The sequence below is a fragment of the Anaerobacillus sp. genome, assembly GCF_046314235.1.
GTDB lineage: Bacteria > Bacillota > Bacilli > Bacillales > Anaerobacillaceae > Anaerobacillus.
On the sequence record NZ_JBKBWN010000004.1, the window covers coordinates 174,008 to 192,471 of the forward strand.

General features: G+C 37.4%; 16 protein-coding genes. 11 read left to right on the plus strand and 5 right to left on the minus strand.

What is annotated here, in order from left to right; all coding sequences use genetic code 11:
* Window positions 1-200 precede the first annotated feature (200 nt).
* From metK to ACK4M9_RS06955, 7 genes are all read left to right on the plus strand, one after another.
* A complete protein-coding gene (gene metK / locus ACK4M9_RS06925; RefSeq protein WP_409848874.1) occupies window positions 201-1,406 on the plus strand; it encodes a methionine adenosyltransferase in 1,206 nt (401 codons plus the stop codon).
* 369 nt (window positions 1,407-1,775) lie between these two features.
* A complete protein-coding gene (gene glgB / locus ACK4M9_RS06930) occupies window positions 1,776-3,788 on the plus strand; it encodes a 1,4-alpha-glucan branching protein GlgB (RefSeq protein ID WP_409848875.1) in 2,013 nt (670 codons plus the stop codon).
* Window positions 3,730-4,875, plus strand: a complete 1,146-nt coding sequence (locus ACK4M9_RS06935) for a glucose-1-phosphate adenylyltransferase (protein ID WP_409849189.1) — start codon at window positions 3,730-3,732, stop codon at window positions 4,873-4,875. The genes glgB and ACK4M9_RS06935 overlap by 59 nt, the downstream gene beginning before the upstream one ends.
* A 12-nt stretch (window positions 4,876-4,887) precedes the next feature.
* Window positions 4,888-5,991: a glucose-1-phosphate adenylyltransferase subunit GlgD gene (gene glgD / locus ACK4M9_RS06940; protein WP_409848876.1), complete on the plus strand. Its 1,104-nt coding sequence runs from the start codon at window positions 4,888-4,890 to the stop codon at window positions 5,989-5,991.
* Window positions 5,992-6,128: 137 nt separating this feature from the next.
* Window positions 6,129-7,556 (plus strand): glycogen synthase GlgA, encoded by a 1,428-nt coding sequence (gene glgA, locus ACK4M9_RS06945; protein ID WP_409848877.1) that lies wholly within the window; start codon window positions 6,129-6,131, stop codon window positions 7,554-7,556.
* Between the two features lie 7 nt (window positions 7,557-7,563).
* Window positions 7,564-10,047: a glycogen/starch/alpha-glucan phosphorylase gene (locus ACK4M9_RS06950; RefSeq protein WP_409848878.1), complete on the plus strand. Its 2,484-nt coding sequence runs from the start codon at window positions 7,564-7,566 to the stop codon at window positions 10,045-10,047.
* A gap of 272 nt (window positions 10,048-10,319) precedes the next feature.
* On the plus strand, window positions 10,320-10,733 hold the full coding sequence (locus ACK4M9_RS06955; RefSeq protein ID WP_409848879.1) for a spore germination protein: 414 nt from the start codon (window positions 10,320-10,322) through the stop codon (window positions 10,731-10,733).
* 133 nt (window positions 10,734-10,866) lie between these two features.
* On the opposite strand, the gene ACK4M9_RS06960 is transcribed toward ACK4M9_RS06955, so the two are convergent.
* Entirely contained in the window at window positions 10,867-11,385 is a 519-nt protein-coding gene (locus tag ACK4M9_RS06960) for a gamma carbonic anhydrase (protein WP_409848880.1), read from the minus strand.
* Window positions 11,386-11,507: 122 nt separating this feature from the next.
* Here ACK4M9_RS06960 and ACK4M9_RS06965 point away from each other — a divergent pair, with 122 nt between their 5' ends.
* From ACK4M9_RS06965 to ACK4M9_RS06980, 4 genes are all read left to right on the plus strand, one after another.
* Window positions 11,508-12,278 (plus strand): alpha/beta hydrolase, encoded by a 771-nt coding sequence (locus ACK4M9_RS06965; RefSeq protein WP_409848881.1) that lies wholly within the window; start codon window positions 11,508-11,510, stop codon window positions 12,276-12,278.
* Between the two features lie 52 nt (window positions 12,279-12,330).
* Window positions 12,331-13,389 (plus strand): tetraprenyl-beta-curcumene synthase family protein, encoded by a 1,059-nt coding sequence (locus ACK4M9_RS06970; protein WP_409848882.1) that lies wholly within the window; start codon window positions 12,331-12,333, stop codon window positions 13,387-13,389.
* 199 nt (window positions 13,390-13,588) lie between these two features.
* Complete coding sequence (gene speD, locus ACK4M9_RS06975; RefSeq protein WP_409848883.1) at window positions 13,589-14,398, plus strand: adenosylmethionine decarboxylase; 810 nt, start codon at window positions 13,589-13,591, stop codon at window positions 14,396-14,398.
* A 103-nt stretch (window positions 14,399-14,501) separates the two neighbouring features.
* Complete coding sequence (locus tag ACK4M9_RS06980; protein WP_409848884.1) at window positions 14,502-14,786, plus strand: YjcZ family sporulation protein; 285 nt, start codon at window positions 14,502-14,504, stop codon at window positions 14,784-14,786.
* Window positions 14,787-14,826: 40 nt separating this feature from the next.
* Here the strand turns inward: ACK4M9_RS06980 and ACK4M9_RS06985 are convergent, their stop codons facing one another.
* The 4 genes from ACK4M9_RS06985 to ltaE all read right to left on the minus strand — a co-directional run bounded on the left by ACK4M9_RS06985 (window position 14,827) and on the right by ltaE (window position 18,205).
* Window positions 14,827-15,402 carry a beta-class carbonic anhydrase gene (locus ACK4M9_RS06985; protein WP_409848885.1) on the minus strand — a complete coding sequence of 192 codons (576 nt, stop codon included), beginning with the start codon at window positions 15,400-15,402 and terminating at the stop codon, window positions 14,827-14,829.
* Window positions 15,403-15,488: 86 nt separating this feature from the next.
* Entirely contained in the window at window positions 15,489-16,061 is a 573-nt protein-coding gene (mnmM, locus tag ACK4M9_RS06990) for a tRNA 5-(aminomethyl)-2-thiouridylate-methyltransferase MnmM (protein ID WP_409848886.1), read from the minus strand.
* Window position 16,062: 1 nt separating this feature from the next.
* Window positions 16,063-17,019: a tRNA modification radical SAM protein MnmL/YtqA gene (gene mnmL / locus ACK4M9_RS06995; RefSeq protein ID WP_409848887.1), complete on the minus strand. Its 957-nt coding sequence runs from the start codon at window positions 17,017-17,019 to the stop codon at window positions 16,063-16,065.
* Window positions 17,020-17,182: 163 nt separating this feature from the next.
* Window positions 17,183-18,205, minus strand: a complete 1,023-nt coding sequence (ltaE, locus tag ACK4M9_RS07000) for a low-specificity L-threonine aldolase (RefSeq protein ID WP_409848888.1) — start codon at window positions 18,203-18,205, stop codon at window positions 17,183-17,185.
* Between the last annotated feature and the right edge of the window lie 259 nt (window positions 18,206-18,464).

An 18,464-nucleotide genomic window follows, 5' to 3' on the forward strand; every position in this document is an offset into this window, starting at 1 on the left:
CAACGATGTACCGTGACTTTCACGAAGATGAAAGAAATTAGTCTAATCTTAGTGTAACCATAGAAAAAATGGTTAAGCTAGGTTTAAAAGGAAATGATTTGTTCTTTCAAAAAATTCTGTTTGACTACACAGTCAATAGGGAAAATGAGTACCGTATCAAAGAAGTACATACCCTAAAAAGGTTGAAGGAGGTACAAAAAATGACAGATAAGAAAACACGTCGTTTATTTACATCAGAAAGTGTAACTGAAGGTCATCCAGATAAGATTTGTGACCAAATATCAGATTCGATTCTTGATGCTATTTTAGCTAATGATCCTAATGCCCGTGTTGCGTGTGAAACATCAGTAACAACTGGTTTAGTACTCGTTGCAGGAGAAATTACAACATCTACATATGTTGATATTCCTAAGATTGTACGTGAGACGGTTCGTAACATTGGCTACAACCGCGCTAAGTATGGTTTTGACTCTGAAACTTGTGCAGTATTGACATCAATTGATGAGCAATCAGCTGATATTGCCCAAGGTGTTGATCAAGCTCTTGAAGCACGAGAGGGTTTAATGACAGATGAAGAAATCGAAGCAATTGGGGCAGGAGATCAAGGGTTAATGTTTGGCTATGCAAATAACGAAACACCTGAATTAATGCCACTACCAATATCACTTGCTCACAAGCTAGCTCGTCGTTTAACAGAAGTTCGTAAAGAAGAAATCCTTCCTTATTTACGTCCAGATGGTAAGACGCAAGTAACCGTTGAGTACGATGAGAATAATAAACCTACACGAATTGATACGATTGTTATTTCAACCCAACATCATCCAGAAATTTCGTTAGAGCAAATTCAACGTAATCTAAAAGAGTATGTGATTAAGCCAGTTGTACCTGCTCATTTAATTGATGAAGAGACTAAATACTTTATTAATCCAACAGGGCGTTTCGTTATCGGTGGACCACAAGGTGACGCTGGTTTAACAGGACGTAAAATCATTGTTGACACTTATGGGGGCTATGCACGCCATGGTGGTGGAGCATTCTCTGGTAAGGATCCAACAAAAGTTGACCGTTCAGCAGCTTATGCAGCTCGTTATGTTGCGAAGAACATTGTTGCCGCAGGACTTGCTGATCGCTGTGAAGTTCAACTTGCTTATGCAATTGGTGTAGCGCAACCAGTATCTATTTCAATTGATACATTTGGCACAGGGAAAGTTTCTGAAGAAATATTAGTGGAAGTTGTTCGTTCAAACTTTGACCTTCGTCCAGCTGGTATTATCAAAATGCTAGACCTACGTCGTCCGATCTATAAGCAAACTGCTGCATATGGGCACTTTGGACGTACAGATATTGAGTTACCATGGGAATTCACAGATAAAGCAGAAGCATTAAAAGCTCAAGCTCTAAAATAATAGAAAAGTGGCTGTCCAAAAGTAAAGTCACCTAACGTAGTATAAATAGATCGTGTACAACATACACCTCTAGATATAGTACGTTAGGTGAACCGAAACTTATTGGACAGCTTTTTTTTGTTCAAAAAATAGACACAACCCTTTGTCACTTTTTAGCGAATAGGGCAAACGCTTTCTTTGTAGGTAGGAAAAGATATCAATTTTTTTCCTAGCCAAGTATTTATGAAATCAGGAAAATAATGAGAGATTTTGTCACAAGAATTATATGAAAATTGCATAGATTTGGGATTAATATAGAGGTATTACTATTTTTACCGTCGAAATGTAATATTAAGAATATTATGTAAAAAGTGTTTGAGGAGGGAGTTTGTGATAACTAAACCTAGTGATCACGATCTTTATTTATTTCACCAAGGCAACTTATTTAAAAGCTATAGCTTTATGGGGGCACATCCTAAAGTAGAGGAAGGGAAAGATGGTGTACGTTTTACAGTTTGGGCACCAAATGCAGTTAATGTCAATGTAGTTGGTAGTTTTAACCAATGGGTTGGGGAAAAACACCCAATGAAACGAGTAACACCAAATGGAATTTGGACACTGTTTATTAAAGGTCTAAAAGAGGGCGATTTGTATAAATATGAATTAGAAAGCAAGTCAGGTAAGACGTTTCATAAATCTGATCCTTATGCTTTTTACTCCGAAATACGTCCCAATACTGCCTCTTTAATAACCTCTCTTGATGGTTACCAGTGGAAAGACGAGCAATGGCAAAAACAAAAGCAGAAACAAACGATTTATGAGGAACCACTCTCGATTTACGAAGTTCATCTTGGTTCATGGAAGGTTAATAAAGATGGAGAGTTGTATACTTATCGCCAGCTTGCCCATGAACTTGTGGACTATGTTAGCGAAATGGGCTATACACATATTGAAATCTTACCTATTTCAGAACACCCATTTGATAAATCATGGGGCTACCAGTTAACAGGGTATTTTTCAGTGACAAGCCGCTTTGGTACCCCAGATGACTTTAAATACTTAGTTGATTGTTGCCACCAAAGAGGAATTGGTGTCATCCTAGATTGGGTTCCAGGTCACTTCTGTAAAGATGACCACGGCTTACGTCTTTTTGATGGAGAACCAGTTTTTGAATATAAAGATATACAAAAGGCTGAGAAAAAGGAATGGGGCACGCTTACCTTTGATTTTGGTCGTCCAGAAGTTGTCTCATTTTTAATTTCAAACGCCATTTTTTGGATGGATGTTTATCATATTGATGGGCTCCGCGTCGATGCTGTTTCTAGCATGCTTTATTTCAATCACGGTAAAAGCGATGATGAAGTCGTAGTTAGAAACCAATATGGAGGCTATGAGAATCTAGAAGCGATTTCATTTATACAAAAATTAAATGAAACGGTCTTTCATTATTACCCAAATGCGTTAATGATGGCTGAAGAATCTACGGCGTGGCCAAATGTAAGTGGACCTACGTATTTAGGAGGCCTTGGTTTTAATTTCAAATGGAATATGGGTTGGATGAACGACATGCTTAAATATATGGAGCTAGATCCGATCCATCGAAAGTTTCAACACCAACTCATTACATTCTCTATTTTATATGCATTTTCCGAAAATTTTATATTACCAATCTCTCATGATGAAGTGGTCCATGGGAAAAAGTCATTATTAAATAAAATGCCTGGAGACTATTGGCAAAAATTTGCTAATTTACGTACCTTTCATGGATTTATGACAACACACCCTGGTAAAAAGCTATTGTTTATGGGGAGTGAATTTGGTCAGTTTGATGAATGGAAGGAACTTGAGGATCTCGATTGGGAGTTACTAGATTACGATATGCACAAAAAGATGCACCACTTTGTTAAAAGCTTAAATCAATTTTATTTAAAAGAACCTGCGCTTTGGCAATTGGATCATGAGCAAGAGGGTTTTGAATGGATTGACCCGAATAATTGTGATCAAAGTATTGTGTCATTTATAAGAAAAGGCAGCCAGGAAAAAGAGCAATTAATTATTTTATGTAATTTTACTCCTGTTGTCTATCATAACTATAAAGTTGGCGTTCCATTTCTTTGTGAGTACCAAGAAGAGTTTAATAGTGATTTATCTGAGTTTGGTGGTTCTGGACAAGAGAACAACACGCCATTAAAAGCCTGCGATCAAAATTGGCATAATCAACCTTATCATATTGAGGTAACTATTCCGCCGCTAGCGATTGTTGTTTTTCGTCCTATCAATCTTCCAGTAACTGAAACTATTGAGGGGGGTAATAAAGTTGAAAAGAAAAAAAGAATGCGTCGCAATGCTACTAGCAGGGGGAGAAGGGAAAAGATTAGAACTTCTGACCAAAAACCTAGCTAAACCGGCTGTTTATTTTGGTGGGAAATATCGAATTATTGATTTCCCATTAAGTAATTGTACGAACTCAGGGATTGATACAGTTGGTGTACTCACACAATACCAACCGCTTGTCTTAAATACCTACATTGGCATTGGTTCTGCGTGGAGTTTAGATCGTAAACATGGTGGGGTCACCGTTTTACCACCATTCCAAGCCCAAAATGGTGGCGATTGGTACAAGGGTACAGCTGATGCAATCTATCAAAATATTAATTTTATTGAGCAATACAATCCGAAATATGTCCTAGTGTTATCGGGTGATCATATTTACAAAATGAATTACGCCCAAATGTTAAAATACCACAAGCAACAGGAAGCAGATGTAACGATTTCCGTCCTTGAAGTGCCTTGGGAGGAAGCAAGTAGATTTGGAATATTAAATACAACCGATGATTTACGCATTCATACGTTTGATGAAAAACCAGCAAACCCACAAAGCAATCTGGCATCAATGGGAATTTATATTTTCAATTGGGAACTATTAAAAAGCTATTTACTTGAGGATGCTCAAAACCCACATTCGAGTCATGATTTTGGGAAAAACGTCTTGCCAACTTTGCTACAGGATGGTAAACGACTATTTGCATATCAATTTGAAGGCTATTGGAAAGACGTAGGTACAGTTGAAAGCTTATGGGAAGCTAATATGGACTTACTAGATGATGAACCACAATTTAATTTAAATGAAACTGGTTGGCGGATGTACTCAGTAAATCCTAACCAACCTCCGCAATTCATTTCTAATACAGCGACCGTTAACCGTGCTCTAATTAATGAAGGTTGTTTAGTTGAAGGGACCGTTGACCACTCGATCCTGTTTTTCGGTGTTCAAGTTGGCGAAGGAAGTATAGTTAAAGACTCAGTAATTATGCCTAATGTAAAAATAGGTAAAAACGTCGTAATTGAAAAAGCGATTATCGGTGAAAACACTATTATTGAGGATGGGGCAATTATCCGAGCTGAAATTGGCCAAGAAAGAGACATTACATTAATCGGTGAAAACAGTCATATTGTAGCAGACGATACAGTTCGTACCGAAACATACTAGGAGGGGTAACACATGGAAATTATGGGCGTTTTAAACTTGGACAATGAGCAAGATTTTCTAAATGAATTAACCTATTTTCGTTGTGGTGCAGCTGTCCCGTTTGGGGGAAGATACCGCCTCATTGATTTTGGTATTTCTAATATGACAAATGCAGGTATGGCAGATATTGCTGTTTTTACGAGAAAAAAATACCGTTCACTTATGGATCATCTTGGGAAGGGAAAAGCTTGGGATTTAGACACGAAGTATGGTGGATTGTTTATTTTACCTCCTGATTGGAATGATCCGACAGATGTCTCTAAAGGAGACTTGCAGCATTTTCATAATAATAAAAACTATTTTTATCGGGGGAAAGCTGATTACGTGCTAATCTCTGGTAGCCAGCATATTTGTAACATTGACTATCAAGAAGTGTTTGAACAACATGTAAAAACAAATGCAGACATTACTGTTATTTATAAAAAGGTCGATATGTTGGAGCCAGAACATAAGCAATGCCAAAAGCTCGAAACATCACACGCGGGCCATGTCCTGAAAGTTACGAATGAGGAATACAATAACAACGTTTATATGAACATGTACCTTGTTAATAAAAAGCTACTCTTACAACTTGTTGAGCATGGAATTGCTCATGGCGCAGCGCATTTCTTTAACGATTGTATTGCTAGTGAACTAGCAAACTTGAATGTTCAAGCCTTTGAATATAAGGGAGTCCATTCAGTGATCAATTCAGTTCAAAGTTTTTACAAAAATAATCTAAAACTATTAGATCCTGATTTTTATCGTCAATTATTTTATAGCGAGCAAACGATTTTAACGAAGGTGAAAAATGAACCTCCAGCAAGATATTTGCACGGAGCAGATGTCACAAATTCGTTAGTAGGAAATGGTTGCATTATCGAAGGAACCGTTGAAAATAGCATTTTATTCCGTGGTGTTGTCGTTAAAAAAGGAGCAGTAGTTAAAAATGCAATTATTATGCAACGTTGTGAAATTCAAGAAAATACAATATTGGAAAATGTCATCCTAGATAAAGATGTTACTTTAACAGAAGGAAAGCGATTAATTGGTAATGAACATATGCCATTTGTAATTCCAAAACAAAAAGTAATCTAATCATTTTTTTCAAAATGGTCGATAACGAACGGCATGAAAACTAGCAAAAATTGTTGCGTTCTATTCTTTTAATCAAGATCATGCTGCTCGTTTATCAGTTTTTTTGAAACTTAGTCTAGAAGGAGATGTTGGAGAAAATGAAGGTCCTATTCGTTGCGACTGAGTGTACCCCATTTATTAAGACAGGGGGGCTTGCAGATGTTATTGGTGCTTTGCCAAAGGAACTAAAAAAAGAAGGCATTGATGTCCGTGTTGTTCTTCCGAAATATGAGGCAATTGTTGAAAGCTTTCAGAAGGAACTGAACACAATTTACACAGGAACCGCACCAGTAGGTTGGCGAAACCAGTACTTAGGTGTTGAAATGCTCGTAAAAGATGAGATCACATTTTATTTTATTGATAATGAATATTATTTCAAACGAACAGGTCTTTATGGATTTTACGATGATGCAGAGCGCTTTGCTTATTTTAGCCGGGCAGTGTTAGAAATGTTGCCTGAAATTGATTTTCACCCAGATGTCATCCACTGTCATGATTGGCAGGCAGCGCTAATCCCGCTATTCTTAAAAACACACTATCAACAAAATCAGTTTTATACTGGGATAAAATCAATGTTTACCATTCATAATTTAAAGTATCAAGGAATTTTTCCAAGAGAAGTCCTACACGAACTCCTTTCATTAGGGGACGAGCACTTTGAAGGTGTTGAGTTTGATGGATGTGTAAATTACTTAAAAAGTGCATTTGTTCATGCCGACTTATTAACGACGGTAAGTGCCACATATGCTAAAGAAATTCAAAACCCATACTATGGGGAGAAATTAGACGGTCTCTTAAGATACCGTTGTAACGACTTACATGGTATTGTGAATGGTCTTGATTATAAAGAATATGACCCAATGAAAGATCCTAATCTCACATATCCATATCGTAGTGCAAGAGCTAAAAAACAAAAAAATAAGCTGGAATTACAAGAGCAACTAGGTTTACCAGTTCGCGAAGATGTACCGATGTTAGCGATCGTTACACGTTTTGTCGAACAAAAAGGGCTTGACTTAGTTAGGCATATTTTTGATGAACTTGTCCAAGAGGATGTTCAAGTTGTAATTTTAGGAACGGGTGACAAGGAGTATGAACACTTTTTCAAACATGCAGCAGAACGTTACCCAGAAAAGGTTTCGACTCATATTACCTTTAATGAGGGCTTTGCCCGACGAATATATGCAGCAAGCGATATGTTTCTCATGCCTTCACGCTTTGAACCGTGCGGAATTGGTCAACTGATTGCACTTCGTTACGCAAGTGCACCTATTGTTCGGGAGACCGGCGGTTTAGTTGATACGGTTACAGCTTTTAATGAAGAGGAGTTACTAGGTAACGGTTTTAGTTTCTCGAATTACAATGCTCACGACTTCCTATTCACAATTCGAAGAGCGCTAACTGTTTATCAAGACCCAACATTATGGGCAGCTTTGATAAGAAATATGACCAAAACTGATAGTAGCTGGAACAAGTCTGCTAAGGAATATGTGGTGCTTTATAAAGAAATAGCAGAGGGGTTGTAAAGAAATCATGAGAAGTGACCACGAGGTAAATGCCTCTCTAGTTTTAGAAGAGTCAAATCTGTTTACAGACAAACAAACTTTTATAAAAGAGTTTATTAAGACACTAGCTAATAACAGTAGCAAAGCCCTTGATGAAGCTTCTTCTAGAGATTTATATAACACGCTAGGATTAATGATTCGTAAGCATGTTAGTAAGAATTGGATTGATACAAATAAGCAGTATAAGCAAAATGGTGAAAAGCAAGTTTATTATTTTTCGATGGAGTTTCTAATGGGTCGACTGCTTGAGTCGAATATGCTTAATCTAAGTATTTTACATGTAGTAGAGGATGGTCTAAAAGAACTTGGTATTGAACTAGCCACGATCTCAGAACAAGAACATGATGCTGGCTTAGGGAATGGAGGACTAGGTCGTCTTGCTGCTTGTTTCCTAGACTCAATCGCTTCTTTACAGTTACCTGGGCACGGTTGTGGTATTCGTTATAAATATGGGCTATTTGAACAAAAGCTTATGGACGGTTATCAAGTCGAACTACCGGATTATTGGTTAAAAGAGGACTATGTTTGGGAAGTACGTCGTTCTGACCGCGCTGTTCAAGTTCGTTTTGGTGGTTACGTTGAAACGAAAGTAGTCGATGCTAATATTGTGTTTGATCATAAAAACTATGAAACTGTTATCGCAATCCCTTATGACGTTCCAGTCGTTGGCTTTGAAAACAAAACGGTTAATACGTTACGATTATGGAGCGCTGAGCCTTCTATGAAAGATGTGGATATTCACACATCTAATCGAGATAATTATTATAAATTTTTAAGTCATAAACGATCAATAGAGTCGATTTCTGAATTTTTATATCCTGATGATTCTCACTTTGAAGGTAAAAAGCTTCGTTTAAAACAACAGTATTTTCTTGTTTCTGCTGGCTTACAAAGTATCTTAAGTGCTTATAAACGAAACAAAAATTTCGGGTTAAAGGATTTACCTAATAAGGCGACTTTTCACATTAATGATACCCATCCAGCATTAATCGTTCCTGAACTTATGCGCTTATTAATCGATGAGGAAGGATTTGGCTGGGAGGAAGCATGGGATATTACAATTAAGACTTGTGCTTATACGAACCATACGACCCTTGTAGAGGCTCTAGAAAAGTGGCCTATAAATTTATTTCAAGAACTTTTGCCGCGGATTTACATGATTGTAGAAGAAATTAATGAACGCTTTTGTCAGGAGTTGTGGAAAAAGTATCCTGGCGAGTTTGATCGCATCAGTAACTTAGCAATCATTGCGCATAATCAAATTCGTATGGCTCATCTTGCAATTGTAGGGAGCTTTAGTGTTAATGGTGTAGCAAAACTGCATACAGATATTTTAAAAGAACGAGAGATGAACAATTTTTATACTGTTTTTCCTACGAAATTTAATAATAAGACAAATGGAATTACACATCGACGCTGGCTTATGAATGCTAACCCAAAACTGTCGAACTATATTACAGAGGTAATTGGGAAGCGGTGGATTACTCAACCGCGCGATTTAATAGGTTTAATAAAATATGCAAATGATGCTTCATTCCAAGAAAAATTAGCAGAAGTTAAACTAGAAAATAAACGAGCTTTAGCCACTTATATTCAGGAGAAAACGGGTATTATTGTGGACGAGCATTCCATTTTTGATGTGCAAGTGAAACGACTTCATGCGTATAAAAGGCAATTGCTTAACGTTTTCCATATTATGGAGTTGTATAATTTACTAAAGGAAAATCCAAATATAGATATGGTTCCACGCACCTTTATTTTTGGAGCGAAAGCCGCACCAAGTTACATCTTTGCAAAAAAAATAATTAAACTTATAAACACTGTAGCAAGTGTCGTCAATAATGACCCTTACATTCAAGGGAAATTAAAAGTTGTATTTCTGGAAAATTACAGCGTTTCAATGGCCGAAAAAATCATTCCAGCTGCTGACGTTAGTGAGCAGATTTCAACGGCGAGTAAAGAGGCGTCAGGTACTGGAAATATGAAGTTCATGATGAACGGTGCCTTAACTATTGGTACACTTGACGGGGCTAATGTCGAAATTCATGACATGGTTGGTAAGGACAATATCTTTATTTTTGGCTTATCATCACAACAAGTGTTGAATTACTATAGTTATGGTGGTTATGTCGCACGGGATGTTTATAACAGTGATCAGCGTATCAGGACAGTCCTTGATCAACTATTAAATGGTTTCTGTGGTAATGATAAAGTAGAGTTCAAAGATATTTACTATCAAATCTTATCTAATAACGATGAATATTTTGTTTTAAAAGACTTTGATAGTTATGTAGAAGCGCATCAAAAAGTAGATCTCCATTACCGTGATCCAAAAGAATGGCAGAAAAAAGCAATCATTAACATTGCCCACTCAGGGAAATTTTCTAGCGATCGAACTATTAGCGAGTATGCGACAGAAATATGGGGAATTAGACCGTTTACAGTAAAGTAGTTATTTTGAGCGAAATACTGGATAGTTAATGAAAGGCTGGGTTTGTACTCTAGCCTTTTTTTATTTGCTAGCCTCTAGTGAAAACCTCGATAAGCTTTCCTTTCATTAAATGCAAAAGTCAGGGCGCATTTTGCTACACTGCTACCTAGTGATGAAAATTCCTATGAAAGCGTGGACGATCGTACATTTTAAGAGAGTATAGTACTTTCATCTATACGGGTTGTCCTTTTATCTCGTATCTTAGATTAAGAGATACGAAAGGAGGACGGCTAGTGAAACCTTTTAGAACTCCTATGACAACCATTGGAAATTTAAAAATAAATAATGTCTCTGGTGGGGCTTCGATTAACTTTGGACCCGCTATTCACAAGGGGCATCAAGCGAATGCAAAAATCGAAACAGGTGAGATCGTCATTGGTGATGAAATAAATATAAATATTGGTTGCCCAGAAGAAGAGAATGGTAATGGCGATAATGATGAAAACAATAATGAAAATGGAATCGATCAAGAACCTGAGGAAAAAGATGAAGCTGATGAAGTAGAGAATGAAGATGAAAACAAAGATGATGATGAAGATAATGAGAACGAAGAAGATGATGATGATGAACAAGAGAAAGAAAAATTTCATCACAAAAAACAGAAAAAATGGAAGTGGATCAAAGGTAAGTTTAGAGTAATAGAATAGAGTTTAAGATGTGTCAGCCAGTTTGATTTAGTAAATAGTCCTTTAATAAAGGAACTTAGGGCTGACACATTTACCTCCTAGAGTAACCACCTGAAGTCTCACAAAAATGATATATTGAGAGGGCTTCCCCCCATTATTTTTCTACATTTAGACTTTTATAGTATTGACCCTTTTCTACATATTCCTTGCGGATACGAGCCATATCTTTTAAATCATCATCATTCAGCTCGCGAATGACTTTTGCCGGACGACCAAAAGCTAAGCTGTTAGGTGGGATTTTTTTACCTTGTGGCACGAGGCTACCAGCGCCAATAAATGCTCCTTCACCTATTTCGGCACCATCTAGTATGATAGAGCCCATCCCAATCAATGCACCCTTCTTAATATGACAACTATGAAGTAATACTTGATGACCAATCGTTACATCATCTTCTAAAATTAAAGGGTACTTGGGACTTTGATGAAGCGTACAGTTGTCTTGGATATTCACGCGTTCACCAATAATCGTCGGTGAGACGTCGCCGCGAATAACACTATTAAACCAAATACTAGAGTAGGCACCGATTTTGACATCACCACTGACCGTAACAAAATCAGCAATATATGCAGTTTCAGATATTTCAGGAAATTTTCCTTTATAAGGATAGATCATATTTGAATCCCCCTTTAAGTCATGTTATTTTTAAATTACCAATATATTTACATAAGGCTTATTATAAAGCTTATCAAAATTCTTCGCTAATTTATAGAAATAAAATCTAGGGAGATGATCTAATGTGGGTTTGGGAGTGTGAGAAAGCGAAAGGGGTTTTTGTGTTAGTCCATGGGGCAAACGAATATCATGTTCGCTATCAATGGTTAATTCAAAAGCTTATTGACGAAGGTTATCATGTTGTCATGGGAGACTTACCTGGGCAAGGGCGAAACCCGGTATCGCAAGGCCATGTCGATTCATTTCAGGAATATATCGATACTATTGAACAATGGTATGAACGAGCGAAACAATTTCAGTTACCCATTTTCCTATTAGGTCATAGTATGGGTGGCCTAGCGGTTATCCAAACGATGTTACAGAAAAAACTACCTGTCAGAGCAGTAATCTTATCGTCACCATGCCTAGGTTTGGTTGACCCACCATCAAAGCTAAAGAGATATAGCGCAAATATCCTTAATAAAGTTACCCCTAAGCTACGTTTACCTACGAATTTAGCCGCAGTTACTCGGTGTGAAGAAATGATAAAGCGAGATGAAACAGATCAATTTATCGTAAAAAAAGTGTCTGTGCGCTGGTACAACGAACTAACAAAAGCTATGGCAAACAGCAATAAAGAGGTAGGGAATTTCCCTGATATTCCTCTGTTAGTGCTGCAAGGTGGAAGTGATTTAATCGTTGACAAAAAAGCTGTCTCGCAATGGTTTAATCAATTACAAATAACGAATAAATATTATAAGGAATTTCCAGAATTGTACCATGAAGTATTTAATGAACCAGAAAAGGAAACAGTGTTTCATGTAGCAAAACAATTTGCAGAACTACATTTGTAGGACTGCACAAAAAAATCGTACAATCGTACTTTCTTAAAAAGGAGTAGTTCTATTGAGTATTCCAAAGAAGCCATGGACGATGATGGCGAAAATATATAAAGATGTTTTGCCAGTTGTTCATACAAATTTGAATAGCTGGAAACAGAAAGCAAGTAACATCCCTAATGAGGAACTACGAAAACAAGCGTTAGCGAGTATTGAGTCAAAAACGTTTCATTGTGAAGGTGGCAGTATTTACGGCTTATTAGCTGAAGAAAAAATTGAAGAGGTCATCCGTTTTGTTGTTGCCTACCAAACAATAAGTGATTACTTAGATAATCTTTGCGATCGAAGTACATCTTTAGATCCTACTGATTTTCGTGCCTTGCATGATTCGATGTTACATGCGCTAACACCTGATGCACCACTAGAAAATTACTATCGCTACCGTGACGAGCAAGATGATGGTGGTTATTTGCATGAACTTGTGAGAACTTGTCAAGAGGTATTAGCTAATTTACTAGCCTATGACAATATTAAAGAGTTTAATTTACAGCTTGCGCAATATTATTGTGACCTTCAAGTACATAAGCATGTCAAAAAAGAAGAACGTGTCTTACGACTTGAGGATTGGTTTAATGGTCATAAAGAACAATTACCAAAGATGAGTTGGTACGAGTTTTCGGCTTGCGCAGGCTCAACGTTAGGTATCTTCTGCCTTGTAGCCTATGCTACAAATGAAACTTTCACTAAAAACGAAGCCAATAAAGTATTGAAAAGCTATTTCCCTTGGGTGCAAGGACTTCATATTATGCTTGATTATTTTATTGATCAAGAAGAGGACCGCCAAGGTGGTGATTTGAATTTTTGCTTTTATTATCCAGATGATCAACAGTTAATTGAAGGCCTAGAACGTTTTGCAGTTGAGGCTAATAAGAGCATTGCTACCTTACCTGATCAACCATTTCACTTCTTTATAAACAAAGGGTTGTTAGCGATTTATCTTGCGGACGAAAAAGTCCGGAAGCAAAAGAAGGTGAGAGAAATTGCTAGAAGGCTTATCCGTGTCGGCGGTGGCTCAACAATGTTTTTCTTTTTAAATGGTTGGATTTATCGTAGATTAAAGAAGTAAAGCAAGGGTAATTAAAAACGTGTTATCGCAAGCATCAACATCACTTATTATGGGAAAAAGTATTAGTAATTAGACTAAGAAGGTATCTTATCTTCCATACAGCGTATATCCATAGGATATGCGTTTTTTCTTTTATTTTGGGTAAGATAATATTATTTATTGTTGATATGTTCAAATTATCTAGTAAGGGAGTTTTATCATGAAACTTACACCAGAACAGAGAGTCACTTTACACGGGTTTAATAATCTAACGAAATCATTAAGTTTTAATATGTATGATGTTTGTTATACAAAAACTAAAGAAGAGCGAGAAGCCTACATAGAGTATATTGATGAGCAATATAGTGCAGAAAGGCTAACTCACATTTTAAAAACAGTCTCGGATATTATCGGTGCCCATGTCTTAAACATTGCCAAGCAGGACTATGTACCACAAGGAGCAAGTGTAACGATGCTCATATCCGAGGAGCCGGTTGTTGAGGTGCCTACTGATCAATTTGAGGAGTCACCAGGCCCTTTGCCAGATTCGGTTGTCATGGCATTAGATAAAAGCCATATTACTGTTCATACGTACCCTGAGTATCACCCAGATGAAGGGATTAGTACGTTTAGAGCAGATATAGATGTGTCTACATGTGGAGAAATTTCTCCATTAAAAGCACTAAATTACTTAATTCACTCGTTTGAAACGGATGTTATGACGATCGATTACCGTGTTCGTGGCTTTACTAGGGATATTCATGGGCATAAACTATTTATTGACCATGAGATTAATTCTATTCAAAACTACATTCCTGATGAAGTAAAACACTTATTTGATATGATTGATGTAAATGTTTACCAAGAAAATATCTTTCATACAAAGTGTAAGCTAAAAGAGTTTGACTTAAATAATTACTTATTTGGATTTAAAAAGGAAAAACTTGCTCCAGATGAAGTAAATGAAATAACAGAGAAGCTAACTATGGAAATGGATGAAATATTCTATGGGAAGAATATGTATAACTAGCGCTAATTGATAAATAGTTTTTCGGCATTTCCGCTCATGCCTAACCCATTTTCCACCTATCTTGCATAGGTTAGAATTATGAAACAGGGAAGGTGGTGTTATTATGTACGGATTTGGACCAGTAACTGGCGCAGCGGCCGGTACCGCAGCAGGCTTTGCGGCAGCTCCATTCGCAGGACCGGCAGCGCCTCTAGCAGGTGCAGCTTACGGTGCGGCTCCTATGGCTGGATATGGTTATGGGGCTGCTCATGATGCTTGTGGCTTTGGTGCGATGCCAGCAGCTCCAGTAGCGCATGGTTTTGGCGCTGGACGTGGCTTTGCGTTAATCGTTGTATTGTTTATTCTATTGGTGATCATTGGTGCTTCTTGGGCAACACCAGCTGTCTAACGAGCAAAGAGGCTGACATTTTGTCAGCCTCTCTTATATTTTACAATGTAACTGGATGATGATAGCCATTAATTACCGTATCTAACCTACCTGTTTTAGGATCAATAATTAAACCATGAACTGGTACATTTACAGGTAATAACGGGTGGTTTTTGACGATTTCAACACTATGTTTGACACTGTCTTCTACTTCGGTAAACCCTTTTAACCAAGAGTCGATATCAATTCCAGAATAGCGCAAGACCTCAAGAGTATCTTCGTTAATCCCCCTAGCTCCAGCCTTATCTAAAACCGAATTCGCTTCAAGTTTTGCCATACCACAGTTGTGGTGACCAATGATTAGCACTTCTTGGGCACCTAATTCATAAATAGCGACAATGATGCTTCGCATAATACTTCCAAACGGGTGTGAAATAACGGCACCGGCATTTTTAATAATAATTGCGTCACCTTTTTGTAAGTTTATAGCCCTAGGAAGTAGCTGCTTAAGTCTTGTGTCCATACAAGTTAGAATAACTAATTTCTTGTTCGGAAACTTAGTTGTCATAAATGGTTCGTACTGCTTTTCACTTACAAATGTTTCGTTAAACGTTAAAATTTGATCTAATAATGACATTCGCCTTCCCCCTTTTTAAATAGTTTTATTGAAAATTTTAGGGAAGTCAAATGGTATTTTAAATTTCTGAATACTTCATAAAAGAATTAGCGTTTTTCAACGGCAATTATAAAAGGTGGATTATTTTTTTGGTTCAAAAATTGGTAGGTTAATACATGCGCTTTTAATTGGTCTATGTTACTGACATACTCAAGAAGCTGATCTTTTTCTTTTCTACCTTCTTCATGACCATGGTAAATAACGAGCACGATAATTCCGCCCTTTTTAAGCAATGATAGAATGTCAGTTAGTGCCTTTACCGTTGTTTCAGGCTTTGTAACAATACTTTTATCACCACCTGGTAGGTAACCGAGGTTAAAAATAGCTGCAGCGATGTTTCCGTGCTCATGTTCTGGAATGACATTTATTGCCTCCTCATGCCCTTTTTGAAAAAGGCTGACTTGACTATAAGCCTGATGGTCTATTAACCGTTCTTTTGTTTTGTTTATCGCAGTTTCTTGAATATCGAACGAATAGACATGGCCAGACTCACCTACAAGCTCTGCTAAAAAAAGTGTGTCATGCCCGTTTCCAGCAGTGCCGTCAATGACGAGATCACCAATCGTGACTGCATTGATTAAAAGTTGTCTTGCAAAGGGAAGAATTCCTAATACTTTCAAATCAATTCCCCCTTTGATAGTACTTGCCTTGCCAACTATTTCTATTTTTTAATTCGTCTTCAATGCCATTTAGTACTTGCCATTTATTTAAACTCCACATTGGCCCAATCATTAAATCAGCTGGTCCATCACCAGTTAGACGATGAACGACCATCCCTGGTGGAATGACCTCAAGCTGATCACAGACAAGCTTAATGTATTCTTCGGCACTCATGAACTCAAGCATTCCTTTTTCATATTGCTTCACCATAGGTGTTTTCTTTAATAGATGGAGAAGGTGAATTTTAATTCCTTGAACATCAAGCTTAGCTACTTCTTTGGCAGTCTCCATCATCATCTCATAATTTTCAAGGGGTAAACCGTTAATAATATGAGAACAAATCCGGATGTTATGTTTACGTAATTTTTCTACGCCATCGACATATGTTTGATAATCGTGGGCTCGATTAATTAAATCAGCCGTACGCTGGTGAACGGTTTGTAAACCTAATTCCACCCATAGATACGTTTTTTTATTAAGTTCCCCAAGATACTCAACAACATCATCAGGGAGACAATCTGGTCTAGTTGCAATCGAAAGACCAACGACACCTTCTTGCTCTAAAATGACCTCATACATCTCTTTTAATTGCTCTACAGGGGCGTACGTATTTGTATACGCTTGAAAATAACCTAAATATTTTCCAGTCGGCCATTTCGAATGCATCTTCTCTTTAATTGTATGAAATTGAGTAATAAGGTCATCTTTTCTGTCACCAGCAAAATCTCCAGAACCTCGCTCACTACAAAATGTGCAGCCACCGCTAGCAACAGAACCATCGCGGTTAGGACAATCAAATCCGGCATCTAAAGGGATTTTAAAAATTTTTTCACCGAATTGTTGGCGGAGGTGAAAATTCCAAGAATGATATCTTTTATCACCGAACATCATCGGTACTTGTTCATAATTAATATTCATTGTTTGTTCCTTTCTCATTTGAAAAGAAGTACACTTTTCAATTTAGTGAATTTCATAATTACTTTAATCGAGCTATATCAATCTAAACGTAGTTGCGAATGGTTTCTACGCAACTACATTTAGAACTTAGTAGCGGAAATAATGAATTATGAAATTCATTATTTTAAAAATCAATTTTTGAAATGATATCAATAGCTTGTTCAATTTCGTCTCGTTTTACATCATAGTGTGTCGTAAAACGAACTGTAGTCGGGCCAAAGGAAACGGCTAGAATATTTTCTTGTTTAAGTTTCTCGATAAATGTTGAAGAATCAATTGCTGTCTTACTTATATCAATTAAAACAATGTTCGTATCAACATGATTAATGACAGAAAGTTTTGGGTGCTGGTTTAAGCCATTAGCAAGTATTTTCGCATTAGCATGATCTTCTGATAAACGCTCGACCATTTCAGTTAATGCGATAATTCCGGCTGCGCCAAGGATACCAGCTTGTCTTAAGCCACCCCCTAGTCGTTTTCGCCATTTTCGTGCTCTATCAACGAAGTCTCGAGGACCAGCTAAAATTGAGCCGACAGGTGCACCTAATCCTTTTGATAAACAAACTTGAACAGTTGTCGTGTACCTAGTAAATGCTGTTAAAGGCTCGCCTAAAGCAACTGCGGAATTAAAGAGACGGGCACCGTCTAAATGAATTGGAAGCTTAGCTTGGTTTGCGACATCGTACAACTCGGCCATATGACTCGGTGGGATGGCTACACCGCCAGCTCGATTATGAGTATTTTCCAAACAAATGAGGCTAGTATCGGGAAAATGGATATCATTCGTCCGAATAGCCTCTTGTAATTTTTGTGGATCCATAAATCCGCCTTCTGTTTTAATTGTCCGTGGCTGCACACCTGCAAAAGCAGAAATTGCCCCACCTTCATAAAAAACGATATGGGAGTCTTCATCTAAGATGACTTCATCGCCTTGCCTGCAATGAGTTAAAACTGCAATTTGATTTCCTTGGGTGCCACTGGTAACGAATAGTGCAGCCTCTTTTCCTAACATTTCGGCTGCTAGCTTTTCTAATTTATTGATTGTTGGGTCTTCCCCATACACATCATCGCCAACTTCAGCCGCAAACATAGCTTCGCGCATTTGTTTTGTTGGTCTTGTAATTGTATCACTTCGTAAATCGATCATGGTAATCCTCCAAATTCACGCTTTTTCAGCATTTTATCATACATTGACTTCTAACTTCTAGAAAAAGCTTTGTGTTGCTATTGAATAATGGTCGTACGTAAGATATTAAATAAAAATTTTTAAGTCGCGTCGCTGGCTTCCCTCTCTCTTCGCTGTAAAACTCTAACGAATTTTAGAGGATTGTTCAAGGGAATCCAACGACAATGTAGAAAAATTGATCTAGAATTCCATCCACTTTTTTCTACAAAAATATGCGTTG

Coding starts and splice junctions, on each gene's coding strand:
- ACK4M9_RS06985 (WP_409848885.1), bottom strand. CDS start 15,402: ATGTCATTATTAGATCAAATTTTAACGTTTAACGAAACATTTGTAAGT.
- metK (WP_409848874.1), top strand. CDS start 201: ATGACAGATAAGAAAACACGTCGTTTATTTACATCAGAAAGTGTAACT.
- mnmL (WP_409848887.1), bottom strand. CDS start 17,019: ATGAATATTAATTATGAACAAGTACCGATGATGTTCGGTGATAAAAGA.
- ACK4M9_RS06935 (WP_409849189.1), top strand. CDS start 3,730: ATGCTACTAGCAGGGGGAGAAGGGAAAAGATTAGAACTTCTGACCAAA.
- speD (WP_409848883.1), top strand. CDS start 13,589: ATGAAACTTACACCAGAACAGAGAGTCACTTTACACGGGTTTAATAAT.
- ltaE (WP_409848888.1), bottom strand. CDS start 18,205: ATGATCGATTTACGAAGTGATACAATTACAAGACCAACAAAACAAATG.
- ACK4M9_RS06980 (WP_409848884.1), top strand. CDS start 14,502: ATGTACGGATTTGGACCAGTAACTGGCGCAGCGGCCGGTACCGCAGCA.
- ACK4M9_RS06965 (WP_409848881.1), top strand. CDS start 11,508: ATGTGGGTTTGGGAGTGTGAGAAAGCGAAAGGGGTTTTTGTGTTAGTC.
- ACK4M9_RS06950 (WP_409848878.1), top strand. CDS start 7,564: ATGAGAAGTGACCACGAGGTAAATGCCTCTCTAGTTTTAGAAGAGTCA.
- ACK4M9_RS06960 (WP_409848880.1), bottom strand. CDS start 11,385: ATGATCTATCCTTATAAAGGAAAATTTCCTGAAATATCTGAAACTGCA.
- glgD (WP_409848876.1), top strand. CDS start 4,888: ATGGAAATTATGGGCGTTTTAAACTTGGACAATGAGCAAGATTTTCTA.
- glgA (WP_409848877.1), top strand. CDS start 6,129: ATGAAGGTCCTATTCGTTGCGACTGAGTGTACCCCATTTATTAAGACA.